Raw genomic sequence first — 21,552 nt, forward strand, 5'->3', positions numbered from 1 at the left:
AGAGTGTGTAAGCTGCCCCATTCACTCAAGCGGTTCTAGGGCGCTCACCGCTGCCCTGTTCCGCTGACTGTTGGGCAGTTTGGTTTGGCCCACTTTCACCTGGCTCCCAAATTGGTAATCTCTGCCTATCTTCTCTCCCGCTGCGGGACGCTTTCCGTTAGCCTATGCGTGGAAGCAAGAGGTCAGATCATGACTATCCGGACACCAGAATGGGTTAAACACGCAGTTTTTTACCAAATTTTTCCGGATCGCTTTGCTCGATCGCAGCCACCACATCACTGTCCTGAGATGGCGGTCACGTTAGAACCTTGGGATACGGCCCCTACTCTCGCCGGATACAAAGGGGGGAATTTTTGGGGCATCATCGACAAGCTCGACTATTTGCAATCGTTAGGCATCAACGCGATTTACCTGACACCGATTTTTCAGTCCACTTGCAACCACCGTTACCACACCCACGACTATTACCGGGTGGATCCCTTACTGGGCGGCAACGAAGCCTTTGCTGAATTCTTGGCGGCGGCCCACGATCGCCACATTCGGGTCGTGCTCGACGGAGTCTTCAATCACGCCAGTCGCGGCTTTTTCTTTTTCAACGACATTCTGGAAAATGGCCCCCATTCGCCCTGGTTAGACTGGTTTAAGGTGGAAAGATGGCCCCTCTCAGCCTACGACGGTAGACTGCCTGCCAACTACGTGAGTTGGGTGAATAATCGAGCGCTGCCGCAGTTTAATCACGACAATCCGGCGGTGCGGGAATACATCATGCAAATTGGCGAATACTGGATTCGTCAGGGCATTGATGGCTGGCGGTTGGATGTCCCCTTTGAAGTCAAGACTCCAGGCTTTTGGGAAGAATTTCGCGATCGCATCAAAGCCATCAATCCCGAAGCCTACATCGTCGGTGAAGTGTGGAAACCGGCAGCGGAATGGCTGGATGGCAAAACCTTCGACGCGGTTATGAACTATGTGTTTGCGGGGCCGACGATGGCCTTTGCGGCGGGCGATCGCGTTGTGCTGAAACATGCCGAGATCCCCGATTACTATCCCTACCCGGCTTTAGATGCAGCGGGGTATCAGGCCAAAATTGAGGAGCTACTCGACCTCTACGATTGGGAAATTCATCAGGTTCAACTCAACCTGATTTCCAGTCATGACATTGCCCGGGCGTTAACGGTCATGGGGGACGATGTCGCAAGCATGCAACTGGCCGTGCTGCTACAGATGACTTTTCCAGGCGCGCCCTGCATTTATTACGGCGATGAAGTGGGGCTCAGAGGCAGCCTCGACCCTGACTGTCGCTGGGCGTTTCCCGCTGAGGAAAAGTGGGACACCGACCTGCTGAAACACCACCAAGCCCTCATTCAATTACGTCACCAGCACCCAGCCCTGCGCACGGGAGCATACCATCCCCTCATGGCCGACGGTTTGCTTTACGGGTTTGTGCGTCAGCATTCCCAAGAAGTTTTAGTGGTATTAGTCAATAGCGGTGAGGGCGATCGCACGATTGATTTAAGCCAGGTAGCACCGGGCCTGGGCGATCGTTGGCAAGTGCTTTACGGTCCACTGACCGTTGAGTCAAAAACTGAAGAGACCCAGTCAGTCATTACTGTCCCTAGTCGTTCGGGTGGGATTTTGACTCGACTTGAGCCTGCTGCCTAGCGGCTTGAGCTTCTTTTGCCGTGGTCAGTCCGTTGGGTCGCCGCAGCACAATCGTAAACAGCGTAATCACCGTAAGAGGAATGACAAACAGCAACATGACATTGCTAAACAGCCCTAACTTTTCATGGCCGACGGCATTCAATCCCAGATAAGCGGTATACGCCACGTAGTAGCTGACGAACAATAGTCCTTCCCAGCGAGAGATGCGGTTTCCCGTGTAAAAAATGGGCAGAGAGGCGATCGCCACCGCTAGCATTACCGGAATGTCAAAACTAATGGCCGCGTTAGACACCGGGACACCATGAAAGGTCGCCGTCACGCCTAAAATCGTCAAAATATTGAAAATGTTGCTGCCGACAACGTTGCCCACGGCGATGTCGCGTTCCCCCCGATAGCAGGCCACCAGTGAGGTCGCGAGTTCTGGCAAAGAAGTCCCAATGGCGACGATTGTGAGGCCAATAATCAGCTGACTCACGCCAAAGGACTCAGCGATCGCCGTGGCCCCAAATACCAGCAGATTGGCCCCGACCACTAACACGATGAGTCCCACGACCAACATCAACACGTTTTTTAGAGCTTGCTGCCAGTTGCGTTGAGCGGTTCCCGCATATTCTTGCTCGTACTCTGCCTGCACCGCCACATCTGACTCTTTGCGGCTCTGATACACCAGAAAGGCGGTGTAGACGACGCTACCCACCAGCAAAATCACGCCATCAAACCGACCCAATTCACCATCCACCGCAAACATCAGCATCAGCACTGTAACGCCAATCATGATGGGCACATCGAGGCGGATAATCTGCTGAGCGACAGTCAAAGGCACCACGATCGCGGCAATGCCCAGGGTCATCAAAATGTTAAAGATGTTGCTGCCAATCACATTGCCTAGAGCAATTTCGGCTTGTCCCTGAAAACTGGCTTGCAAACTCACCGCCAACTCGGGGGCGCTAGTGCCATAGCTCACCACTGTTAAGCCAATCACCAGGGGCGATAGGCCAATGACAGCCGCTAGCTTGGCGGCTCCACGAACAAACCCCTCGGCCCCAGCAACGAGCAACACGAGGCCAGCAATCAAGGACAAAACAACCGGAATACTCATACCAAAGTCACTGTGGGCATCATGTTAGTTTGACGCAAATCGCAGGGGGAACAACCGCAGGGCAGTTGCCAAGTCCCCGACTGTTCGCCATTTATCAAAGACTTCATGACCAGCCAATGGTGTTCGATTTAGCCGTTGTATCGGTCGCTGAGAGACCCAAATCGCCAAACACCAAATCACGGAAGGAAAATTGGAAGCCATGCAGTTGATGATTATCCTTGGGCAAGATGCTAAATCACATCTTAAGCTGGTTGTTAGTCCACTAGCATATCGATATTTCATGCTGGATATCCGATTCAGCGATTACACCTTCTGGTTTCTTTACCTACGCCCCAGCCAGCAAAATGATTGCTCAGGAAATCGATCGCTGTTTCCACTTACAAAGATCTCGGAGCCGTGCGATCGCCCTTAATACAGTCGCGCCAGCCTGCACCGATAGCGGCTTTGGGAGAAGATGACAGGACAAGCTGAGACACACCTTGCTGGCCAATCCTCTCAATGCTGATCTAAAACCCATTGAAACGTATGTCACTCGCCCCTTGGCGATCGCCCCTAGCCCGCGCCTTGCACCGTAATCGCAGCAAGGCTTACAGTCGTTATCCACAACTGGCGACCGTTGCCGCTGACGGTCGCCCGGCTAATCGCACGGTAGTCTTTCGCGACTTTTTGCCCGATACCGATAGTTTGCTATTCGTCACCGATGTCCGCAGCGCTAAGGTGCAGCACATTGCCCAGCAGCCCTACGGTGAGCTCTGTTGGTATTTCACGAAAACGCGAGAACAGTTTCGCCTGAACGGTCACCTTAGTCTCATAACCGCTCAGGATCATGACGCCGCCGCTGGCCAAATCCGTCAGAATTTATGGGACAAGCTCTCGACTAACGGGCGACAACAGTTTGCCTGGCCCAACCCCGGTGAGCCGCGCACCGAGGGGGGGTATGAGCCGCTTGATTTGGCGTTGTCGCCACCGCTATCCCCTTTTGCGGTGCTGATTTTGGCCCCGGAGCAAGTCGATCATTTAGAACTGCGCGGTGAGCCGCAAAATCGCCATCAATATTGGCAGACCGCTGACGGTGGGTGGCGATCGCAGGCCATCAATCCCTAACACTCATAAAAACTTGACGATTGTTGCAATCTCGGGGGTGTGACTGGTCGCAAATCGAAAGACCGCCTATGATATTTGGACACGATTAGTTGGAGTGCTAAGGGCATGGGAATCAGTCCTGCAGTTGCCTTTACAACAGTTTTGCTAGCGCTCATGGTAGGGGCTGGTGTCGTCAGTTCCTCATGGGGCTATGCGCTAGGTCGCCAGGCCCTCATGGGAGTACGACAACCCGATGCCCGCCCAACCAGCAGTGCCGCCTCAAATCAAGCATCCCCCGCGTCTGGCAATGGGTCTATGCTGCTCAATGAGCAAGAGATTATTGACGAGGCTAAACTGCGGATGTCGGGTGCTCCCCTCAACGAGGGGCAGTAGCATCGGAGACGACCGGACACGAGCCGAATTAGTTGGTAAGTGGCGGCGCCAGGTTTAGCGTATCGATTGCCGATGGATGAGGCAGCAGACCTGGCTATCATACCGAATCAGCGGCACGACTGAATTGCAATGAGCTTTTGGATTCTTATGCCTTCTTACCTCTGATAATGCTTGCTCAGACGGATGTGCCGTTGCTAATTGTGAATCCTGGGCTGACGGGGCCAGCGATCGCGGCTCGTCTATTTTCTGTGTTGGCCTTAATTGGGATTAACGCCTTTTTTGTCGCGGCGGAGTTTTCCATCGTGTCCGTGCGGCGATCGCGCATCAACCAACTGGCCGAAGCAGGCGACATTCAAGCTCGAACGGTGCAAAGCTTTCAACGCAGTTTGGATCAACTGCTCTCCACCACCCAAATTGGCATCACGCTTTCCAGCTTGGCTTTGGGGTGGATCGGCGAATCCACCATCGCCACCGTATTGCTGCAACTGTTTCACTATTTGTCATTAACGCTGCCCTATCTCGGGGTGATTGCCCATTCCCTCTCAATTTTGCTGGCCTTTGTGCTGATTGCCTATTTGCAAATTGTCTTGGGTGAGCTGTGTCCCAAAGCGGTGGCGATGCTGTATCCCGAGCAGTTGGCCCGCATCTTTGGCCCCCTGAGCCTAACCGTCGCCCGATTGTTTGCCCCCTTCGTGTGGATTCTCAATCAATCCACCTGGTGGTTGTTGCGCTTGTTTGGCATTCGCTACAGCGGTAACCAAAGCTGGTACAGCCGCGTCACCCCCGAAGAGTTGCAGCTCATTATCCGCACCACGACCGAATCGCCGGGGCTGGATGAAGAGGAACGCGAACTGCTCAATAACGTGTTTGAATTTCGCGATGTCACCGCCGGGGAAGTGATGACTCCCCGGACGCAAATTGACGCTTTGCCCAAAACGGCCACCTTGCAAGAAGCGTTGGCCGCGATCGCGGCAACCGGCCATTCCCAATTCCCAGTCATCGGTGACTCGCTGGACGATGTCGCCGGTATCTTGTCCCTCAAAGATTTGGTCGGACCACTGGCGCGCCAGGAAGCCACCCATACCAGCTCGATCAACGACTGGATTCGTCCCGCTCGCTTTGTGCCGGAATACACCCAGCTCCACGACCTGTTGCAAATCATGCAAAAGTCGGGCAAGTCGATGGTGATGGTGGTGGATGAATTTGGCGGCACCGCTGGCCTGCTGACGCTGACCGATGTCACGGGCGAAATTATTGGCGATAGCAACGAGATGGAAGAAGACGTCGACGTCTTGGTCAGCATGTTAGATGACCAGGCGTTTCGAGTGCAGGCTCAGACCTACATCGAAGAGGTCAACGAACTGTTGGGAGTGGCGTTGCCCGTCGCCGAAGAATACCAAACATTGGCGGGGTTCCTCATTCACCAGTTGCAGAAAATCCCCGTCATTGGCGACAAAGTCTTTTACGACCAGTTTGAGTGGACGGTCACCGCCGTCGATGGTCCAAAGGTGTTGGAAGTGATGGCCAAGCGGCGATCGTAACGCCCCTCAGCAGCGCAATCAGACGGGGCTGATTGCGCCTCAAAAAATTGAGCACTGACCCGCTGATATCCGCAAAATCAGTGCTCCAAATCATCCGATCTAGCGGTGAAGTCTTTGCCTGAGGGCTGTGCGCTGCAATAAGACCAATTCTGAACTTGACCGCCACACTTGGCCCTCACCCCAACCCCTCTCCCAGCATTGGGAGAGGGGCTTTGCAGAGACAGGCTTTGTAGCCCTGCTTCAGAGAATTGGTATAACCTCGCCAAATTAGTCAAGAAGCTGTAGGGGTTGGGCAGTGCCCAACCCCCAGCACTGGGGATGAGATCAGCAAGCATCCCCTGATGGACAGATCCGTATCGTTGTCAGCCGCCGGGCGTGAGCTACGCCGTAACGTTGCCACCAAGCCAGTCTTGAGGCTTCAAGAAGATGTCGTAGAGCTGCTGTTCGGGAGTGTTCGGCTCGGGTTGATAGCTGTATTCCCACCGGACGAGGGGCGGCAGCGACATCAGAATTGACTCGGTGCGGCCATTGGTTTGCAAGCCAAAGATGGTGCCCCGGTCATAGACCAAGTTGAACTCGACATAACGCCCTCGACGATAGAGCTGAAAATCGCGCTCGCGATCGCCATACGCCTGATGTTTATGGGCTTCAGCGATCGGCACATAAGCGGGCAAAAAGGCTTTGCCACAGTCATTCACAAAGTTAAAGAGGTCTTCCCAACTGCGCTGGGGTAGTTCGCCCAACTTTTGACTGTATTGAGCGGCAGGGCCGTTTTCATCGGGACCGCGATAGAGTTCGCCACGTCCGTCTTGATAGTCGAAGAAGATCCCCCCCACGCCGCGAGTTTCATCTCGATGCTTGAGATAAAAGTACTCGTCGCACCACAGCTTAAAGTCGGGGTAGTAGTCAGGATGATGGCGATCGCAGGCATCCTTCAGCGTTTGGTGAAAGTGCTTCACATCCTGCACATCAGGATAGTAAGGGGTGAGGTCGATGCCGCCACCAAACCACCACACTGGCCCGGCCTCAAAGTAGCGATAGTTGAGGTGAACGGTGGGAATGTAAGGATTGCGCGGGTGCAACACCATCGAGGTGCCCGTCGCGTAGAACCCGTGGCCCGCCGCTTCCGGACGCTGCACCAAAATGCTGGGCGGGAGTTGCTGACCCCACACTTCCGAAAAGTTAACGCCGCCCTGCTCAAAGACGCCGCCATTTTTGATGACGCGTGATCGCCCGCCGCCACCTTCGGGTCGCTCCCACTGGTCTTGCTGGAATTGCGCTTCGCCATCCAGCACTTCGAGGCCCGCACAAATTTCGTCTTGAATGCCCTGCATAAATGCACTCACGCGATCGCGGGAGTCAGCAGGCGGGGGAGCCGGTGTAGCGGTCGGCGCTTGAGTCTGGTTGGGTGCAGAAGAAGTGGTCATAAACTTGGTAGGGTTAACCAGCAGATATAGATTACGAAGGAAAAATGCCGCCTTATGCTGATATGGGGGTGCCCCGAGCATGAACGGCTACCGATGCCTGAGATAGAGCCATGCAGCGATACCTGCCATTGGGATGCCCGGTCTAGCCCCTCATCGGCGATCGCAATCATTGCTGATCACTACTGCTGAGCTACAGGTAACCCTTGACCTATCAGGCATTGAACGTTTTTTACCCTAACTTGAAATAGTTGCAGGTTTAGCGCTCTAAAACATTTCTCTACAATGAGGACACTGTCAAAATATTGAGAAATCTAAATATTTAAGGCAAGCGTTTGCACCCAGGTCATCAGTCGTTGACGATATCAGCACATTTATTGTGCATCAGGCGACGCCCCGAAAGCGGAGTTAACCCAGCAGCGGCTCGCTCGTGGTCGCTCTCGGACTCAACTGCACCGCCCGCCCAGCCTCGCTACCATCTAAACTACGGCCTGTTTTTAGCTATCGCTGTCATCGTCTCTGTGGTTTGCTATGAAAGTGTTTCAGTCGCTCTGGAAAAATCTGCACCGCTCCCATTCGCCCGGTGCGGTAGCCCGCGACGCTAGCGTGAGCGAGCTGAGTCAGCGATCGCCCATGGCGCATTCGATTTATCGAACTTATCAGGCGTTAAGCACCGCCCCGGTTGAAACGCTCTGGCAAACCCTGACCAACTTGGCCGACATCTCGACGTGGCATCCGCTCATCGACAGCACCAATGCCCCCCGGGGACTGACGGCTAAGCCCGGCTTAATTTATCGCGTGATGCCTCGCTGGGTCCCCATTCCCATCAGAATTTTTGTCGAGCGAGTCTCTCCCAATGAGCTCATCAGCATTCGCATGTTCCCAGTTCCCGGTTTAGAAGAGCGGGTGATTTATCGGCTGGAATCCACCGTTTGGGGCACCCAAATTTCCTACTCGGTGTGTCTACGCGGGTGGCTATCGCCCGTCGCCTGGTCTGTGCTCCGGCCCTATGCGTCCAAGGTGGCCGAGGCGATCGCCCACGCTGCCGAAGAGACCGCCGCCTCAGCCCTGCCCAGCAAACCGTCTGGATTTGAAGTCTAACCACGGGCGTGAGCTGACGCGGTAAGCGGCGGAGCTCAGAGAACGATATAAGAAGAGTTCGCGGCAAAGTTGGGGGCCACTAGCTGCTGATAAATTTGCTCCACATGGGCAACGTTCGTGGTGAGGGTATATCGCTCCAGCACTCGCTGTCGCGCCTTTTGCCCCAACAGTCGGGTGATCTCCGGCTGGTCTCGCAAAATGGGCAACACCGTTTGCAACTGCTGCCGCACCCGCTGGGTATCAATCACAATGCCCGCGCCCTCTTCTAACACTTCGCCATCGGCCCCCGCATCCGTCGCAATGCAAGCGGTGCCGCACGACATGGCTTCCAGCAGCGACAGCGACAGCCCTTCCACCATCGAGGGCAGCACAAAGGCATCGGCCCCGCGCAAAATATCAATGCGCCGCGCTTCGTCTTGCACAAAGCCCAGCCAGTGAATCGAGGGATCACTGCCATAAAACATGCGGAGGGAAGACTCGAGGGGGCCGTTGCCCACGATCGCCAGTTGGCAATCGGGTCCCATTTGCGCGTGTTGCCAGGCCCGTAGCAGGGCTTCAACATTTTTTTCGGGGGAAAGGCGACCCTGATAGACAAAGAGTTGGCGGGCTTGCAGCGTCGATTTGATGGCAGATGGCCCAGGGCAATATTTGGTCACGTCTACCCCATTGGGGATGACCGCCAACGTCGCGGCGGGCACCCCCAACCGGATCAGAATATCGCGTTGCAGTTTTGAAAAAACAATGACGCGATCGCACCGCGCCAGCGTCGACGCATACATCTGATAAGTGACGTGCTGCGCCCCCGAACTCAGGGTTCGCAGCTTGCGGTCAAAGGCGGGATGAAATGTCGCCACCAATGGCACTTGCAGAGAGGCACAAATCTCCGGCAACCGAAAATCAATCGGCGACAGCGTCAGCGAAGCATGCACTACATCCGGTCGGACTTGCTGCAACGTATCGACCAACTGCCTGCTGGCGCCCAAAGCCGGAATCGTCAGCATCTGCGACTTAAACCAAAATGGCAGTGCGACCTCGTGGCACGCTTGGTGGGTAGCGGCTTGCGGCCACAAAATCGGCGTTGCCGCCTCCGGAGCAGCGGCAGGGGCATTCTCAAAATGGAGAAACGTGACGCGATTACCACGCTCCAGCAGGGCCTGGGTAATCTCGCGACCGTAGGTGACATTTCCACAAAACGGTGATTTTTTACCAAGCCATGCTACGTGCATCTATCGGGAAAAAGCCTATTTATGCGCAGGATGGGTGGTATGACCGCTGTTTACCTGAATCTTCAAGCGCGATCGCTCTCTGGCTGTGTGAGAGAAGCGTTTACCGTGCCGTCATCACCCGTATCGGCACTATACCAGGTCAGCAGACCACCCGAAGCAACCACGCCCCCCAAGATCGTCAAAACCAGGGACAGGCCCAACCAACTTTCGGCCACGCTTGCCAGGGCCAGGGGCAGACTCAAAGCGATGTTCACCACATTATTTTGCAAGCCAAAGACTTTGCCTCGCATGGCAGCAGGAGTTTGCTCTTGAATCGTCGTCTGCATGGGAATGCCAATCAGCGCCGCAAACAGACCGAGGAGGGCAATCAGCCCTAAAGTCGGCCACAGTTGCTGGGTCGTCCAGGCCATGCCCGCCAGGGCTCCCGCCATGCCCAGGGAACCGGTGAAGCCCAGCGATCGCCGGGGCAACCGCCCACCAAACTGGCCGATCAGGGTGGCGCCAACTGCCATGCCGCCCCCCGCCGCTGCCAGCAGAAAACCAAACTGAGACGCTTTTAGCGCGGGCATCACTTCCGCCAGGCGCACCGCCAATACCGCCAATGCCGCAAAGACCGAAAACAGCAGCACGAGCTGAACAATGGCATTCCTCACCACCGGCTTGGTGCCGAGATAGCGCACCCCGTCTTTAATGTCGTCCCAAGGGTGGGGCGGCTCATGCTCTGGCAGCGTATCTTTGTGGGTCCGCACCAGCAGCAGCAATAAGCCGGCGATCACGTATCCCGCTCCCACTAGGAGTGATTTGCCCCAACCCGCCCCGCCATCGACCGATTTCAGCAGCGTATCCGCCAAGGTCAGCAGCGGCTCACCGATGGCAAAGCCGATGATGACAGAGGCCATCATCGTGGTGGTGTAAAGCGAGTTAGCCGCCAACAGCCGAGGATTTTTGACAATGAGGGGGATCATCGCTTGCTCTGCCGGGGCAAAAAATTGCGTCAGCGTGGAGACCGCAAAGGTCACGCCCAGCAACAGGCCAAAGCCAACGGGAATCTGGCGAATGCTGCCCCAGTCTTGGGAGAGCCACAGCAGGGCAGGCAGCGCAATCACCAGTCCCCCCCGCAACAGATTGGTCAGCACCAGAACGGCTTGCTTGCTCCAGCGATCCACATAAACGCCTGCTAACGAACCAAACAGCACCGCCGGAATGGTGAACGCCACCATGACCGCCGAGACCCAGCCGCTGATGGATTGATCGGGGGCATCAAACTGGCTGCCGATAATGGCAATCATCAAGACCAGATAGACCTTATCGGCCAGCTGCGAAAACACCTGGCCGCTCCACAAAGTGAGAAAGTTGCGATTGCGCAGGACAGGCCAAAAGCCCTCGTACTCAGAGATCGCCTCATCCTGCCCAGAATCAGAAGCTGCAGCCGAATCGGCTACCGCTGGCGGGGCCGCGATCGCATCATCTGGACTGGAATTGAGGTCGGACTCGCGCAGCATCTATCTCGTCGAAATCGGGTTAGGAAAGCAAGCATCGATCAGGGTGGCTGATCGAATGGGGCGGTCAAAATGAAATTCGGCATACTGGCGCAGCAGGCGCTCAATCCGCTGCCAGCCCATCAGGCGCTGTTCGGGCGTGGCCATGCCAGGGAGCGATCGCTGAGTCACTAATTCGGTCTCGCCTAGCTGCTGCAACCATACCAGTTCTTGAGCTGAGATCAGGCTGACGGCAGGATTTTTGTGAGATCGCCTCGGCCCCCCTGAGCCATTTACAGCGTAACGTCCTGAAGCAGTCTTTGCTCGGGGGCTGTTCGTCTGAATCTGTGCCAGTTGATCCACCGTGACCACCCCACCCGACCCCGGGCTAAACCCCACGTGCCAGTCAGCCTGTGCCAAATTCGGCATGATCTCAGTCTGGGTAATACAGCACTGATTGAGCTCTGGGGCGACCCCTGCGGCAACCAGAAGTTGAAAGATCCCCTGATTCAAACAGGCCAGAATATCGGTCTGCTCCGCTTGCTCTAACCGCTGCAATTGTTCAATCAGCAGGGCAAATAACGCTCCCTGGGGCTGGCCGCTCAGCGCCTGACACAGCACCAACTCAGCCAGATACTGGCTGGCTGTAAGTCGCGCTAAATCAGTCGAGAGTCCCGGAAACGATCGCACCGTCTCTGCCTGCACCAGTTTGTCCAGGCTCTTGCCCTGCACAATGAAGAGTTCATTCACCACAAACTGGCTGCTGCGCCCCGCTAGTCGCGACTTGTGCTTACGCGCCCCGGGCACAATCACCCGCACCAATCCATGCTCAATGGTCAAGATCGTCACCATGCGATCGGTCTCGCCCATCGGCATCCCTTTGAGATTAATTCCAGTCGCTTTATAAGAACGAGACATGCCGCAGTGAAAAAGGAGTCAGAAACCGCACTTTATCAGTTTTGCCTGAATGCTACATCTTTGCGCCGATTCTGACCGTCGGGCTGGAAGTTCAACTTTTTTCCATGGGCACGAGCAAGACGCCTTCGCTGTCACGCAGCTCAAACGATCGCAAATCCTTGAGGTCTTCCTTGATATCAATGCCCGGAGTCGTCAGGGCTACCTGCCATTCCGCCATATCGAGTTGCAGCCAGTCGCCGGGGTTAACGGTCATCGGTTCGCCCCCCATGTGGGTCAAAATGACCACCTCGCTGCCGGGGGCCACATCGGGGTGCGGCTCGCTGCGGTAGCCGTAAAAAATGGTGCGTTGGTCATCGCTAATGCGGTTGAAGCGATCGCGCCCCGTCAGATTTTCCCGTAGCCAGGGATGGCTCAAGCGAAAGTGGCGCAACTGCCAACTAAAGCGGGTCTGCTTGCCGTCTAACGTTTCCAAATAACGGCCCACGTTGCACATATCGTGGCCGTCTTCCATAAAGGCCATGGCAAAGGCTTTCAGCTTTGGCACATCCAGCGTCGCGAGGAAGCGCGGCAGATGATCGTGCTGCAATTCTTCCATCGAGGGCACGGTGCAAAGGGTGCTGTCGTCGCCATCCAGGCATTTCTGACAAATTTGCGCCACTTCTTGCAAGTCATAATCCGTCTCGATCATGGCGTCCCGCAGAGCATAGGCAAAGTCCCGCAGTTGGTCGTACTCTTTGAAGCCCAAGGCCTTTAACCGGGGAAACGCATCCGCGTCGGTGTACATTTCGGGCTCAATTTCCCAATCCAAAAAGCCCACTTCCTCCGAAACGACTTTGACGCCGTAGCGATCGTCCGTATTGCGGAAAAAGCCCCACGGCGTTTCCACCGTGGCATTCAAAAAGTCCATCGGCAAACCGGGCGAAAAGCCATGCACCCACAGCAACGTGCCCGGATTGTTGTAAGCCCGGTGCAATACCTGGGGCAGCGTCTTGCCTAAGTTCCAGTTGATTTCAGCCTCGGGATCAATCTGGTTGCCCCGGCGCACGGTGTCATGATTGCCGCACCCGGTAATCCAGTGATCGCCCTGAAAAATCACCTCGCAGACCCGTCGCCACTTGCGATCCCAAAAGCCCTTCACCGTGGGGGTGTTGTGGGCAAAAATCAGCGGTCCCCACTGAAACGAACCGGGCTTCATTTCCACCAGTTCGCGATAGGTCGATTTCTCTTCCCAGCCTTCCTCGGGCCAGGGGCGACCATCTTCAAAAATGGTGAACATGAGCCGTCGGTAACCCTGAATGTCTTGCACCACATCGCTCATGGCGAGCAGGTAGGCGTCATCCTGCTCAACCCGACCGGACAGGGGATTGAAAAAGCGAAAATCTTGACCGCCATCCACCCGAATGCCGTCGGCTCCGGTATTGATTTTGCGTCGCTGCATTTCCAGCAAAATGGCCCGCACCTGCGGCAACTGATGGTTCAAGTCTTGACCGTACATATTGGGGCCTTTAAAGAACTGCTGGGTCAGCAATTCAATGCCCTGGTTGTCGGAGTGGCCGTACACCAAATCGTAAATGAGCCCAATGGAGCCCCCCGCAAAGTTGTGCAGGGCCGCCACAAAGTCCACCACTTCATCCGGTCGCAGACTGCCTAACACAGCAGGATTCGTCGAAGACGAAGCCAAAATGGGCACATCATAGCCCCAGTTTTGGGTGTCGGGCTTGCGCAGAGTCACCGTGACAGTACGCTCGTCAACGTCATTTTCTGGGGCGATCACCACGGTCTTCGATTCGACGGAGACTTCTGTGTCGACTTCGGCTTCGATCGCGGCCGTTTTCGCCGCCACGGTGCCCTCTGCCTCCGCCGGGGGTAAGGAACCGATCGCAAAACACTCGTGCTCGACGTTGGTATCTTCGCGGCGATACTCAATCGTGGGTTCTACGGGCAAGAGTTGCACGCAGTCATAGCCACAGTAAACCTCTTCGGCCGGGGTCAGGGACTCCCCCGCTGCGATCTTGTCCGAGATGCGATTGAAGGTGTGAGTCAGCCCCTCAAGGGTGCCTTCGGGAGAGGCCGTCTTGACGTGAATTTGCAAAATGTTGGTCGGTGTCGGCACTCGCGGGATCTCAGCATCGGGAATGCCCTTCGGGGCTGCCGTCCGCCGAAAGTAGCTCAGATCTGCTCGCCGCCGTTGCAAGCGGCGCATGTCATACACTTCGGCAGGGGCAAATACGCCATAGGGGGTGGAATACGGCAGGGGATCGCGAATGATGTGGACGCGCTGCTCGGCATCAACGTAGCGCAGCCAATAAAACGAGCCCGCCGTATTGCGATTACCCGCTTTGACCCCCGCGACTACGCCCCAGAGAAATTCTCCCTGCTGCTCCAGGGGCACGAGATCACGCTGAAACTCGATGACTTGTAGCGGTTCGCGAAAATTGACGGGCGTCAGGGGGGTGAAAATTTCCAGTTCCAGCGATCGCTCTGACTGGATCACATTCGCGGTGAGTTCCGGCGTCCAAAAGCCAAATTCCGTCAGGCCATCCCGTCGATAGTGCGCGCCCAACCGCTTAGCTAATCGTTGCCCCCGCCCAAAGTACGTATCGTCAGATGCCATGACCGAAGCGGCCCACTGCAACAGCGTGTGGGTTTCATCTTCAACGAGGCGCACGGTAGAACTAGCAGGACTCTTGACTGGCACGATATCGACTCTCTTCAGTGTTAAGTGACGGGTTTCAGGGGGCAGCACAACAATCGCAGCCCGCTGGGCAATTGCCCAACATCATGACGGTGGGGCTCACGGCAGCCATCAAACCTGCGATCGCGCAAAGCTGGCGTCAGTATTATTCCCCAGAGGATAAAGAGGCATCACGGAGATGGAGGAAACGTCTTCTATGTTCCGTTTATGGAACTCGCTAACCGACTCAACCCCGTGACGATCATGTCACTAAGCCCGCGACTCTCCCCCTCTTTGTAACAGGCTACTGCAATCCACCCGTTCTGGAAGGCTTCAGGCAAATTCCGTAGCGGCCCCGTCCACATCATTCAGCAACGGGCGATGGTCAATTTTCATCGAAGAGCGATCGCTTTTATATCAATTGACAGTCATCAACATCTATCGCGGGGGGGAAGTCCAGACTTTAAAGACCTTATTTGATGGGATGGATAGCGTGGCTCATAAATTCTTTGTTTAGAGAACTGCACGAAATTACTTGATGAAAACGATTTTATTAATTCCGTTTGCACTTGTCATGCAGGTCCTTTGGCAGAGCAAATCGTGTCAGTATGGCAGACATTGATAGCCCCATGATTGACCGGTTGCTTGCTCCCTCACAGCAGGTGGCGGTCAGAGCGCTGTTTCTTTTAACCCAACGTATTCAGGAGACCCTGATATGAAATCTTCCCTTGTCATCCTTTATCACCGCGAACCTTACGACGAGGTGGTGGTTGACGGCAAGACTGTTTATCGCGACAAGAAAAGTCCTAACGGGATCGTCCCCACGCTCAAAACTTTCTTCGCGAATGCTGAAAGTGCCACCTGGATCGCCTGGAAGCAGATGACGGCGAAGCAGCAAAGCAATTTTGAAGAGCGCGTCGTCATGGAAGGCGGCAAAGAAAGCAGCCAAGTTCGTCGCATTCCGCTATCGGCCCAACAAGTCAAAGATTTTTATTACATCACAGCGAAAGAGGCTTTTTGGCCAATTTTGCACTCCTTTCCCGAGCACTTCACCTACGAAAGCTCAGACTGGGATAACTTCAAAGCGATTAATCAACTTTTTGCGGATGCCGCGTGCGAAGACGCCGCTGAAGACGCCCTGATCTGGATTCACGATTACAACCTGTGGCTGACGCCGTACTACATTCGGCAAAAGATGCCCAATGTCAAGATTGCCTTCTTCCATCACACTCCCTTCCCGGCGGCGGATGTGTTCAACATTCTGCACTGGCGCGAGGCGATCGTTGATAGCCTGCTGTGCTGTGACCTCTGCGGCTTCCACATTCCCCGCTACGTCGAGAACTTCGCTGGCGTAGCCCGCAGCCTGCGGGATGTGAAAACCGTCGAACGCGGCCCGGTGCGCGAGGCCTTTACCCCCCACGGCGTGGCCTTGTCTGAACCGGATATGACAACGAAGTTGAGCTATCAGGGACGCACCGTCCACCTCGACGCCTTTCCGGTGGGGACCCACCCGCAATATATTGCCGACGTAGTTAACTCTGAAAAAGTGCAGGCCAGCATTAAGCAAATTCGCGATGACATTGGCGACAATAAGCTGATTGTCTCGGCTGGCCGGGTGGACTACGTAAAGGGCGCGAAAGAGATGTTGCTCTGCTACGAGCGGCTGTTGACCCGTCGCCCCGAGCTGCAAGGCAAGGTCAATTTAGTCATGACCGCTGTGAAAGCCGCCGCTGGCATGCGGGTGTATAAGACGGCCCAGAGCCAGATCGAGCAAATGGTCGGTAAAATCAACGGTCGCTTTTCGAAACTGAACTGGACACCGATTTTGCTGTTTACGGAGCCGGTGCCGTATCACGAGCTGATGGCGTTTTACGGCACGGCTGACATCGCCTGGATTCCTCCCTTGCGGGATGGCTTGAACCTTGTGGCGAAGGAGTACATCGCGGCGCACCAAGGACGCGACGGGGTACTCATTCTCTCTGAGTTCACAGGGTCGGCGGTCGAGTTGCCGGATGCGGTTTTGACCAATCCTTATTCTGACAAGCATATGGATGAGTCGATTGATCAGGCGCTAGCCATGAGCCCCGAAGAGCAGCAAGAACGGATGCAGCGGTTGCACCAAGTAGTGTTGCAGTATGACGTGAAAGAGTGGGCTAACCACATGTTCAGAGCAGCGAATGCAACAGCGTCGCCGGGTGAACCTGCGTTAGTGTAAGGGCAAGTTATGGAAGGTTGACCCTTGCAGTAGGCGCGATCGCCGTCCCCCAATCCATGACGAGGCTCACGGTGAAGGGTATTGTGTGATGGCGATCGCGCCCCCTGCATTGCTGATCAAACAGCCTCCAAATTGGCTGCGCAGCTAGCGCTCATAGCCACTTATTTGCTGCATTCAAAGGATTATATAGATGAGAGATCTCCAAGCCATTCAGCGGCGAGACTATGATGTTGTCGTCATTGGGGGCGGCGTCAACGGGGCGGCCACGGCTCGCGACTCTGCCCTGCGGGGCTTATCGGTACTGCTAGTCGAAAAAAATGACTTTGCCGGCGGCACCACCAGCTGGTCGACCCGCCTCGTCCATGGCGGCTTGCGCTATTTGGAATATTTTGAATTCAACTTAGTGCGGGAGTCTTTGCGGGAGCGCGAGATTTTGCTGCGCACCGCCCCGCACCTGGTGCAGCCCATCCAAATGACGATTCCGATTTACGGCAGCGGCACCCGCAGCTATTGGGAAATTCAAGCGGGCATGGTGTTGTACGACGTGCTCAGCTATGACAAGACCCTGCCCAACCATCGCATGCTCTCAAAAGCCAAGATGCAGCAGCTCTTTCGCGCGGTGGATCGCGACAATCTGAGAGGCGCGGCCCAATATTACGACGGTCAGGCCGAACATGCTGAGCGGCTCTGTCTGGAAATGCTCTTAGATGCCCAATCTGCCGGGGCCGACGTGCTGAACTACACCACCGTCACCGGGTTGCAGCGCGAGGGCGATCGCCTCACCGGGCTCACCGCCTATGACCAAATCCATGACGAAGAATTCACCGTTAACCTACCCGACCATGCCGTGGTGGTGAATACCTCAGGGCCTTGGGTCGATCGCGTGCTGGGCTTGGGCCGTCGAGATGGCGAAGCCGCCCCCATTGGCGACGAACGTAAAATCGGCGGCACGAAGGGCAGCCACATCATCGTCGATCATTTTCCCGGCGCACCGGACACCGCGCTCTATGTCGAAGCAAAATCCGATGGTCGCCCCTTCTTCATCGTGCCGTGGTGTGGTCAGTACCTCATCGGCACCACCGACTTGAAATATACCGGCGACTTGGATCGGGTCAAAGCCGACGATGACGAAGTCGATTATTTGATCAAAGAGACCAATCAAGTGGTTTCGACGGCACGCCTCACCCGCGATGACGTGAAATTCACCTATTCGGGCATTCGCCCCTTGCCCTACGTTGGGGACAAAAAAGCCGGTAGCATTACCCGCGCTCACATCTTGAACGATCACACCAAGGACGGTGTGAGCAACCTCATTTCTCTCATCGGCGGCAAGCTGACTACCCATCGCCAAGTGGGGGAAGAGATGACTGATTGGGCCTTTAAGAAAATGGGTAAACCCGTGCCCCCTTCGCCCACCCGCAAGCGACCGCTGCCGGGCTGCATCTTGCCCGATGACGATCGCATTGAGACGGCTTACCAGCGCTATCGCGATCGCCTGCAAACCGATACGTTGGAATATATCTTTGACGTTTACGGTGCTCGGGCAATGGAGCTGCTAGGTCTGATCGACGACCAGCCCGATCTGGCAGAAAAGCTCATTCCCACCCATCCAAATATTCGCGCTGAAGTCGTCTTTGCGATGCGATCGGAGATGGCCCACACCGTGCTCGATTTCACTCGCCGTCGGACGATCTTGGCGATGAATGCCAACTACGGCTACGACGTGTTGGAACCCATTTTGGACACTCTGCGTCAGCACTGCGGTTGGGATGACGCCAAATGTCAACAAGAGACTGCCGATTACAAGCAGTTTATGGAAGAAAACTGCATCCCTGACTATGTGCTAGAAACTTCCGTTGAGGGGCGATCGCTGCAAGCCGTCTAAGGCTGGCACACGCGATCGGGAAGCTATAGTCCCTTGATTTTTAGGTCTGGGTAATCTGGCGATAAAACCTATCATTGGCTCGATGCCTGGAATCTTAGACCTAAAAATCGAACTTCACTTTACCCTTATCAGCCCGGTATTTTTAGAGTGATTTTTGCGCAGATTTGCGGTTCCCTCGCAACGCCCTCTTGCTAATTCTCTACCTTCACCTTCATCACTGAACTTATGGACGCTAACGTGACCTCACCGATTTCGATCGATGCTCAGCAGGCTCAAAAGCAATCAGCCGAGCTGACCATTTTGGGTGCCGGAGCCTGGGGCACAGCCCTGGCCTCTCTGGTCGAAAAGAACAACCATACCGTTTGTTTGTGGTCGCGCAGCAGTGAGATGTCTTTGGCCGACGCCGTGCAGGATGCCCATGTCATCCTGTCAGCCGTGTCGATGAAAGGCGTACCGTCCGTGGCTGCGCAGCTCAAAGAGCTCAACATTCCGCCGGAGACGATCATTGTCACAGCGACCAAAGGGCTCGACCCCGAAACGACCCGCACCCCCTCCCAAATTTTCCACGACACCTTTCCCGATAATCCGATTGTGGTGTTGTCTGGCCCCAATCTGTCGAAAGAAATTGACCGCGGGCTACCCGCCGCGACCGTCGCGGCCAGTTCGCATCCCGAAGCAGCAGAAGCTGTGCAATACCTGTTCTCGTCGGATACGTTCCGGGTCTATAGTAGTCCCGATCCGCTCGGCGCAGAACTGGGCGGCACCTTGAAAAACGTGATCGCGATCGCGGTCGGTATTTGCGAAGGGTTGGATTTGGGTTCAAATGCGCGATCGGCCCTCATGACCCGCGCCCTGCCCGAGATGATTCGCATTGGCACTCATTTAGGCGGTCAGGCCGAGACGTTTGTCGGGCTATCGGGATTGGGCGACATGCTCGCCACCTGCACTAGCGTCCTCAGTCGTAACTATCGCGTGGGCTACGGCTTGGCCCAGGGCAAATCCCTCGACCAGATTCTCGAAGAACTGGGCAGCACAGCAGAGGGGGTCAATACAACCAACGTGCTGGTGCAAATCGCCAATCGAGAAGGGATTCCCGTGCCTATCTCGCGACAGGTCTATCATCTACTGAATGGTAAAATCACGCCGCAAGAGGCCGTCGAAGCCCTGATGGAACGAGATCTCAAGGCCGAAGCGTGCTTACTGACCTAGTCAGCAGTTGGGGATAGACAAGGGACTGCGGCACAGAACCCAACCAATCCCGTCAACTTCCCCCCCAAATGCCATGGGAAGCGGATATATAGCGCCGCGTAGATAGCTCCGTACATTCTCATGCTGCGGAACAAGGGGCTTAAGCCCCTTGCCTGTTGGTACCTTACTGCGGACTGCTATAGCAAATCGCAATTAGGTCAGGTCACACTCAGTTGTCGAATCGATTGCGGGACAACCATTCCGTGTACTTTACACCTTGAATCGTTTGCCCTTTCGCCATCGCACCTGCGATCGCAATCCGCTGAGTAGAACCTAGAAGCAACGAATTCCATTGGCGATGGGGTCATGAATTGCCGTCCACTTCATCCGCTAAAAATCACGGCTCTGCTCTACAGACTCCAGCAAATGCGAGGCATCGAAGGTGAACAGATCGAGTATCAGCAACGGTAATCCGCCATCTCGTTTCAACTTTACGGCACCCGATTCTTCCATTCATCTAGACCAATCTGCTGCATCTCCATAAGCAGTCTTAATATCCCCAAAAATATTGGATCCAACGACTCTAGTGAATTCAATGCTGAAGATTTTCAGTAGCAGTGGTCGCAAAGTCAGCACACCGTCTTGAAGAAATTAGCAACTCGTTCATGCCCAAAATCTGAGCTCCAGCGCCACAATTTGTCCTCAAGCCCATTCCGATTCCGCCTCTAAAATTTGGGCAAATTGCTGAAATCAGCTCAAGATTCAGCGCTCCGTCGCATCCTCCCTTATCAACTTTCGGTACAAGCCTGAGAGCATTATTGTTGATACGCCACCAGACACGCACGCTGTCAATCCTGTTATTCCCATCGCCAGGCTCAGGCATCGTGGCTCAAAAACACCGGAATCAGGTCACGGTTCTTCACCTAGTCAGGTCTGGTATTGTTGACTGCATAAACAGCCAACACAGCCTGTTTCATGATTCGAGAAATTACACAGCCGCCGATTCAGTGCCCCTGAATCAATCCCATTCTCCAGAGCGATGCCATTCAAGAAAACGTGATATAACGTATTCAAAAATACATTGAGCTGTAGACCAAGTGAATTGTCAGGGCCTTTTCTCTCATTGTGAGCTTACGAAGCCAGTCAGCGACCGTATTCACTAATGCAGTTTGAGCCCTGGGCGAATCGTATGATAGTGACTGAATCAATATGAAATGTGCAGTCGGCTTAAAATTCTCTATGCTTTTTGCCTGTCCGATGACTAGATCATGAGAGAAAAAGATTACTAAGTTCGTCCTGATCACATTCAGTTCCCTCCTAAGCAACTATGGCACGGTACACCAAGCTATTTAGAGCAGCGAGTTCTTTAGCTCAGATTCGTCAGAGGATGGCTGATACGCTGGCCGCCTGCGATCTCAATCTGATTTATGAAAATGATGAGTATCTCGTCGCTAAAGAGAAACCTGGGGGCGTCAAGCCAAATTTGCTCGCCACAGTTGAGGTGCTCATTAATCCGCCGACTGTAGCAGAGCCTGCGGCCCGGGTTGATGTCATTGTGCAAAATGAGGAACTGCCGCTTCGCCGCGACAACCACTGCTATCAAATTTTTGAGGTGGTGAATCAGGCGATCGCGAAAACCTCGCTCTAACTGAGCTATGAAGCGAT

Annotated in this window: 15 protein-coding genes; 9 read left to right on the top strand and 6 right to left on the bottom strand. The window is 55.0% G+C overall.

Annotated features, from left to right (window positions below; translation table 11 throughout):
* Positions 1-189 precede the first annotated feature (189 nt).
* Positions 190-1,662 carry a glycoside hydrolase family 13 protein gene (locus DYY88_RS00095; RefSeq protein WP_039724833.1) on the top strand — a complete coding sequence of 491 codons (1,473 nt, stop codon included), beginning with the start codon at positions 190-192 and terminating at the stop codon, positions 1,660-1,662.
* Here DYY88_RS00095 and DYY88_RS00100 read toward each other — a convergent pair.
* On the bottom strand, positions 1,616-2,761 hold the full coding sequence (locus DYY88_RS00100; protein WP_039724832.1) for a calcium/sodium antiporter: 1,146 nt from the start codon (positions 2,759-2,761) through the stop codon (positions 1,616-1,618). The genes DYY88_RS00095 and DYY88_RS00100 overlap by 47 nt on opposite strands.
* A 525-nt stretch (positions 2,762-3,286) precedes the next feature.
* Here DYY88_RS00100 and DYY88_RS00105 point away from each other — a divergent pair.
* The 3 genes from DYY88_RS00105 (at position 3,287) to DYY88_RS00115 (ending at position 5,778) form a co-directional block, all read left to right on the top strand.
* Positions 3,287-3,865 carry an Npun_F5749 family FMN-dependent PPOX-type flavoprotein gene (locus DYY88_RS00105; protein ID WP_039724831.1) on the top strand — a complete coding sequence of 193 codons (579 nt, stop codon included), beginning with the start codon at positions 3,287-3,289 and terminating at the stop codon, positions 3,863-3,865.
* A 105-nt stretch (positions 3,866-3,970) separates the two neighbouring features.
* Complete coding sequence (locus DYY88_RS00110) at positions 3,971-4,237, top strand: hypothetical protein (protein ID WP_039724830.1); 267 nt, start codon at positions 3,971-3,973, stop codon at positions 4,235-4,237.
* Between the two features lie 167 nt (positions 4,238-4,404).
* Positions 4,405-5,778, top strand: a complete 1,374-nt coding sequence (locus tag DYY88_RS00115) for a hemolysin family protein (RefSeq protein WP_039724829.1) — start codon at positions 4,405-4,407, stop codon at positions 5,776-5,778.
* Between the two features lie 380 nt (positions 5,779-6,158).
* Here DYY88_RS00115 and hemF read toward each other — a convergent pair whose 3' ends face one another.
* Positions 6,159-7,205, bottom strand: coding sequence for an oxygen-dependent coproporphyrinogen oxidase (hemF, locus tag DYY88_RS00120; protein WP_044150350.1), 1,047 nt, complete (start codon positions 7,203-7,205; stop codon positions 6,159-6,161).
* Between the two features lie 528 nt (positions 7,206-7,733).
* On the opposite strand from hemF, the gene DYY88_RS00125 reads away from it, so the two are divergent.
* Positions 7,734-8,303: an SRPBCC family protein gene (locus tag DYY88_RS00125; RefSeq protein WP_302849217.1), complete on the top strand. Its 570-nt coding sequence runs from the start codon at positions 7,734-7,736 to the stop codon at positions 8,301-8,303.
* A 35-nt stretch (positions 8,304-8,338) separates the two neighbouring features.
* On the opposite strand, the gene DYY88_RS00130 is transcribed toward DYY88_RS00125, so the two are convergent.
* The 4 genes from DYY88_RS00130 to gghA form a co-directional block, all read right to left on the bottom strand.
* Complete coding sequence (locus tag DYY88_RS00130; protein ID WP_039724827.1) at positions 8,339-9,529, bottom strand: glycosyltransferase family 4 protein; 1,191 nt, start codon at positions 9,527-9,529, stop codon at positions 8,339-8,341.
* Positions 9,530-9,591: 62 nt separating this feature from the next.
* Positions 9,592-11,031 (bottom strand): MFS transporter, encoded by a 1,440-nt coding sequence (locus DYY88_RS00135; RefSeq protein WP_052288164.1) that lies wholly within the window; start codon positions 11,029-11,031, stop codon positions 9,592-9,594.
* A complete protein-coding gene (gene recO / locus DYY88_RS00140) occupies positions 11,032-11,925 on the bottom strand; it encodes a DNA repair protein RecO (protein ID WP_039724826.1) in 894 nt (297 codons plus the stop codon). It abuts the gene before it with no gap.
* 91 nt (positions 11,926-12,016) lie between these two features.
* Entirely contained in the window at positions 12,017-14,623 is a 2,607-nt protein-coding gene (gene gghA / locus DYY88_RS00145; protein ID WP_044150228.1) for a glucosylglycerol hydrolase, read from the bottom strand.
* 691 nt (positions 14,624-15,314) lie between these two features.
* Here gghA and ggpS point away from each other — a divergent pair.
* The 4 genes from ggpS to DYY88_RS00170 all read left to right on the top strand — a co-directional run bounded on the left by ggpS (position 15,315) and on the right by DYY88_RS00170 (position 21,535).
* Positions 15,315-16,814, top strand: a complete 1,500-nt coding sequence (gene ggpS / locus DYY88_RS00150; RefSeq protein WP_039724824.1) for a glucosylglycerol-phosphate synthase — start codon at positions 15,315-15,317, stop codon at positions 16,812-16,814.
* A gap of 190 nt (positions 16,815-17,004) precedes the next feature.
* Positions 17,005-18,699 (top strand): glycerol-3-phosphate dehydrogenase, encoded by a 1,695-nt coding sequence (gene glpD / locus DYY88_RS00155; protein WP_039724823.1) that lies wholly within the window; start codon positions 17,005-17,007, stop codon positions 18,697-18,699.
* A gap of 225 nt (positions 18,700-18,924) precedes the next feature.
* Positions 18,925-19,908 (top strand): NAD(P)H-dependent glycerol-3-phosphate dehydrogenase, encoded by a 984-nt coding sequence (locus DYY88_RS00160; protein WP_084606911.1) that lies wholly within the window; start codon positions 18,925-18,927, stop codon positions 19,906-19,908.
* A 1,366-nt stretch (positions 19,909-21,274) separates the two neighbouring features.
* On the top strand, positions 21,275-21,535 hold the full coding sequence (locus DYY88_RS00170) for a hypothetical protein (RefSeq protein WP_052288163.1): 261 nt from the start codon (positions 21,275-21,277) through the stop codon (positions 21,533-21,535).
* Positions 21,536-21,552 lie beyond the last annotated feature (17 nt).

Origin of the sequence: Leptolyngbya iicbica LK, assembly GCF_004212215.1 — a bacterium.
Lineage (GTDB): Bacteria > Cyanobacteriota > Cyanobacteriia > Phormidesmidales > Phormidesmidaceae > Halomicronema > Halomicronema iicbica.

Bases quoted from the DNA above. Each gene is read 5' to 3' on its own strand.
- glpD (WP_039724823.1), top strand. From the start codon at position 17,005: ATGAGAGATCTCCAAGCCATTCAGCGGCGAGACTATGATGTTGTCGTC.
- DYY88_RS00170 (WP_052288163.1), top strand. From the start codon at position 21,275: ATGGCTGATACGCTGGCCGCCTGCGATCTCAATCTGATTTATGAAAAT.
- hemF (WP_044150350.1), bottom strand. From the start codon at position 7,205: ATGACCACTTCTTCTGCACCCAACCAGACTCAAGCGCCGACCGCTACA.
- DYY88_RS00125 (WP_302849217.1), top strand. From the start codon at position 7,734: ATGAAAGTGTTTCAGTCGCTCTGGAAAAATCTGCACCGCTCCCATTCG.
- DYY88_RS00130 (WP_039724827.1), bottom strand. From the start codon at position 9,529: ATGCACGTAGCATGGCTTGGTAAAAAATCACCGTTTTGTGGAAATGTC.
- DYY88_RS00135 (WP_052288164.1), bottom strand. From the start codon at position 11,031: ATGCTGCGCGAGTCCGACCTCAATTCCAGTCCAGATGATGCGATCGCG.
- ggpS (WP_039724824.1), top strand. From the start codon at position 15,315: ATGAAATCTTCCCTTGTCATCCTTTATCACCGCGAACCTTACGACGAG.
- DYY88_RS00100 (WP_039724832.1), bottom strand. From the start codon at position 2,761: ATGAGTATTCCGGTTGTTTTGTCCTTGATTGCTGGCCTCGTGTTGCTC.
- DYY88_RS00160 (WP_084606911.1), top strand. From the start codon at position 18,925: ATGGACGCTAACGTGACCTCACCGATTTCGATCGATGCTCAGCAGGCT.
- DYY88_RS00095 (WP_039724833.1), top strand. From the start codon at position 190: ATGACTATCCGGACACCAGAATGGGTTAAACACGCAGTTTTTTACCAA.
- recO (WP_039724826.1), bottom strand. From the start codon at position 11,925: ATGTCTCGTTCTTATAAAGCGACTGGAATTAATCTCAAAGGGATGCCG.
- DYY88_RS00115 (WP_039724829.1), top strand. From the start codon at position 4,405: ATGCTTGCTCAGACGGATGTGCCGTTGCTAATTGTGAATCCTGGGCTG.
- DYY88_RS00105 (WP_039724831.1), top strand. From the start codon at position 3,287: ATGTCACTCGCCCCTTGGCGATCGCCCCTAGCCCGCGCCTTGCACCGT.
- DYY88_RS00110 (WP_039724830.1), top strand. From the start codon at position 3,971: ATGGGAATCAGTCCTGCAGTTGCCTTTACAACAGTTTTGCTAGCGCTC.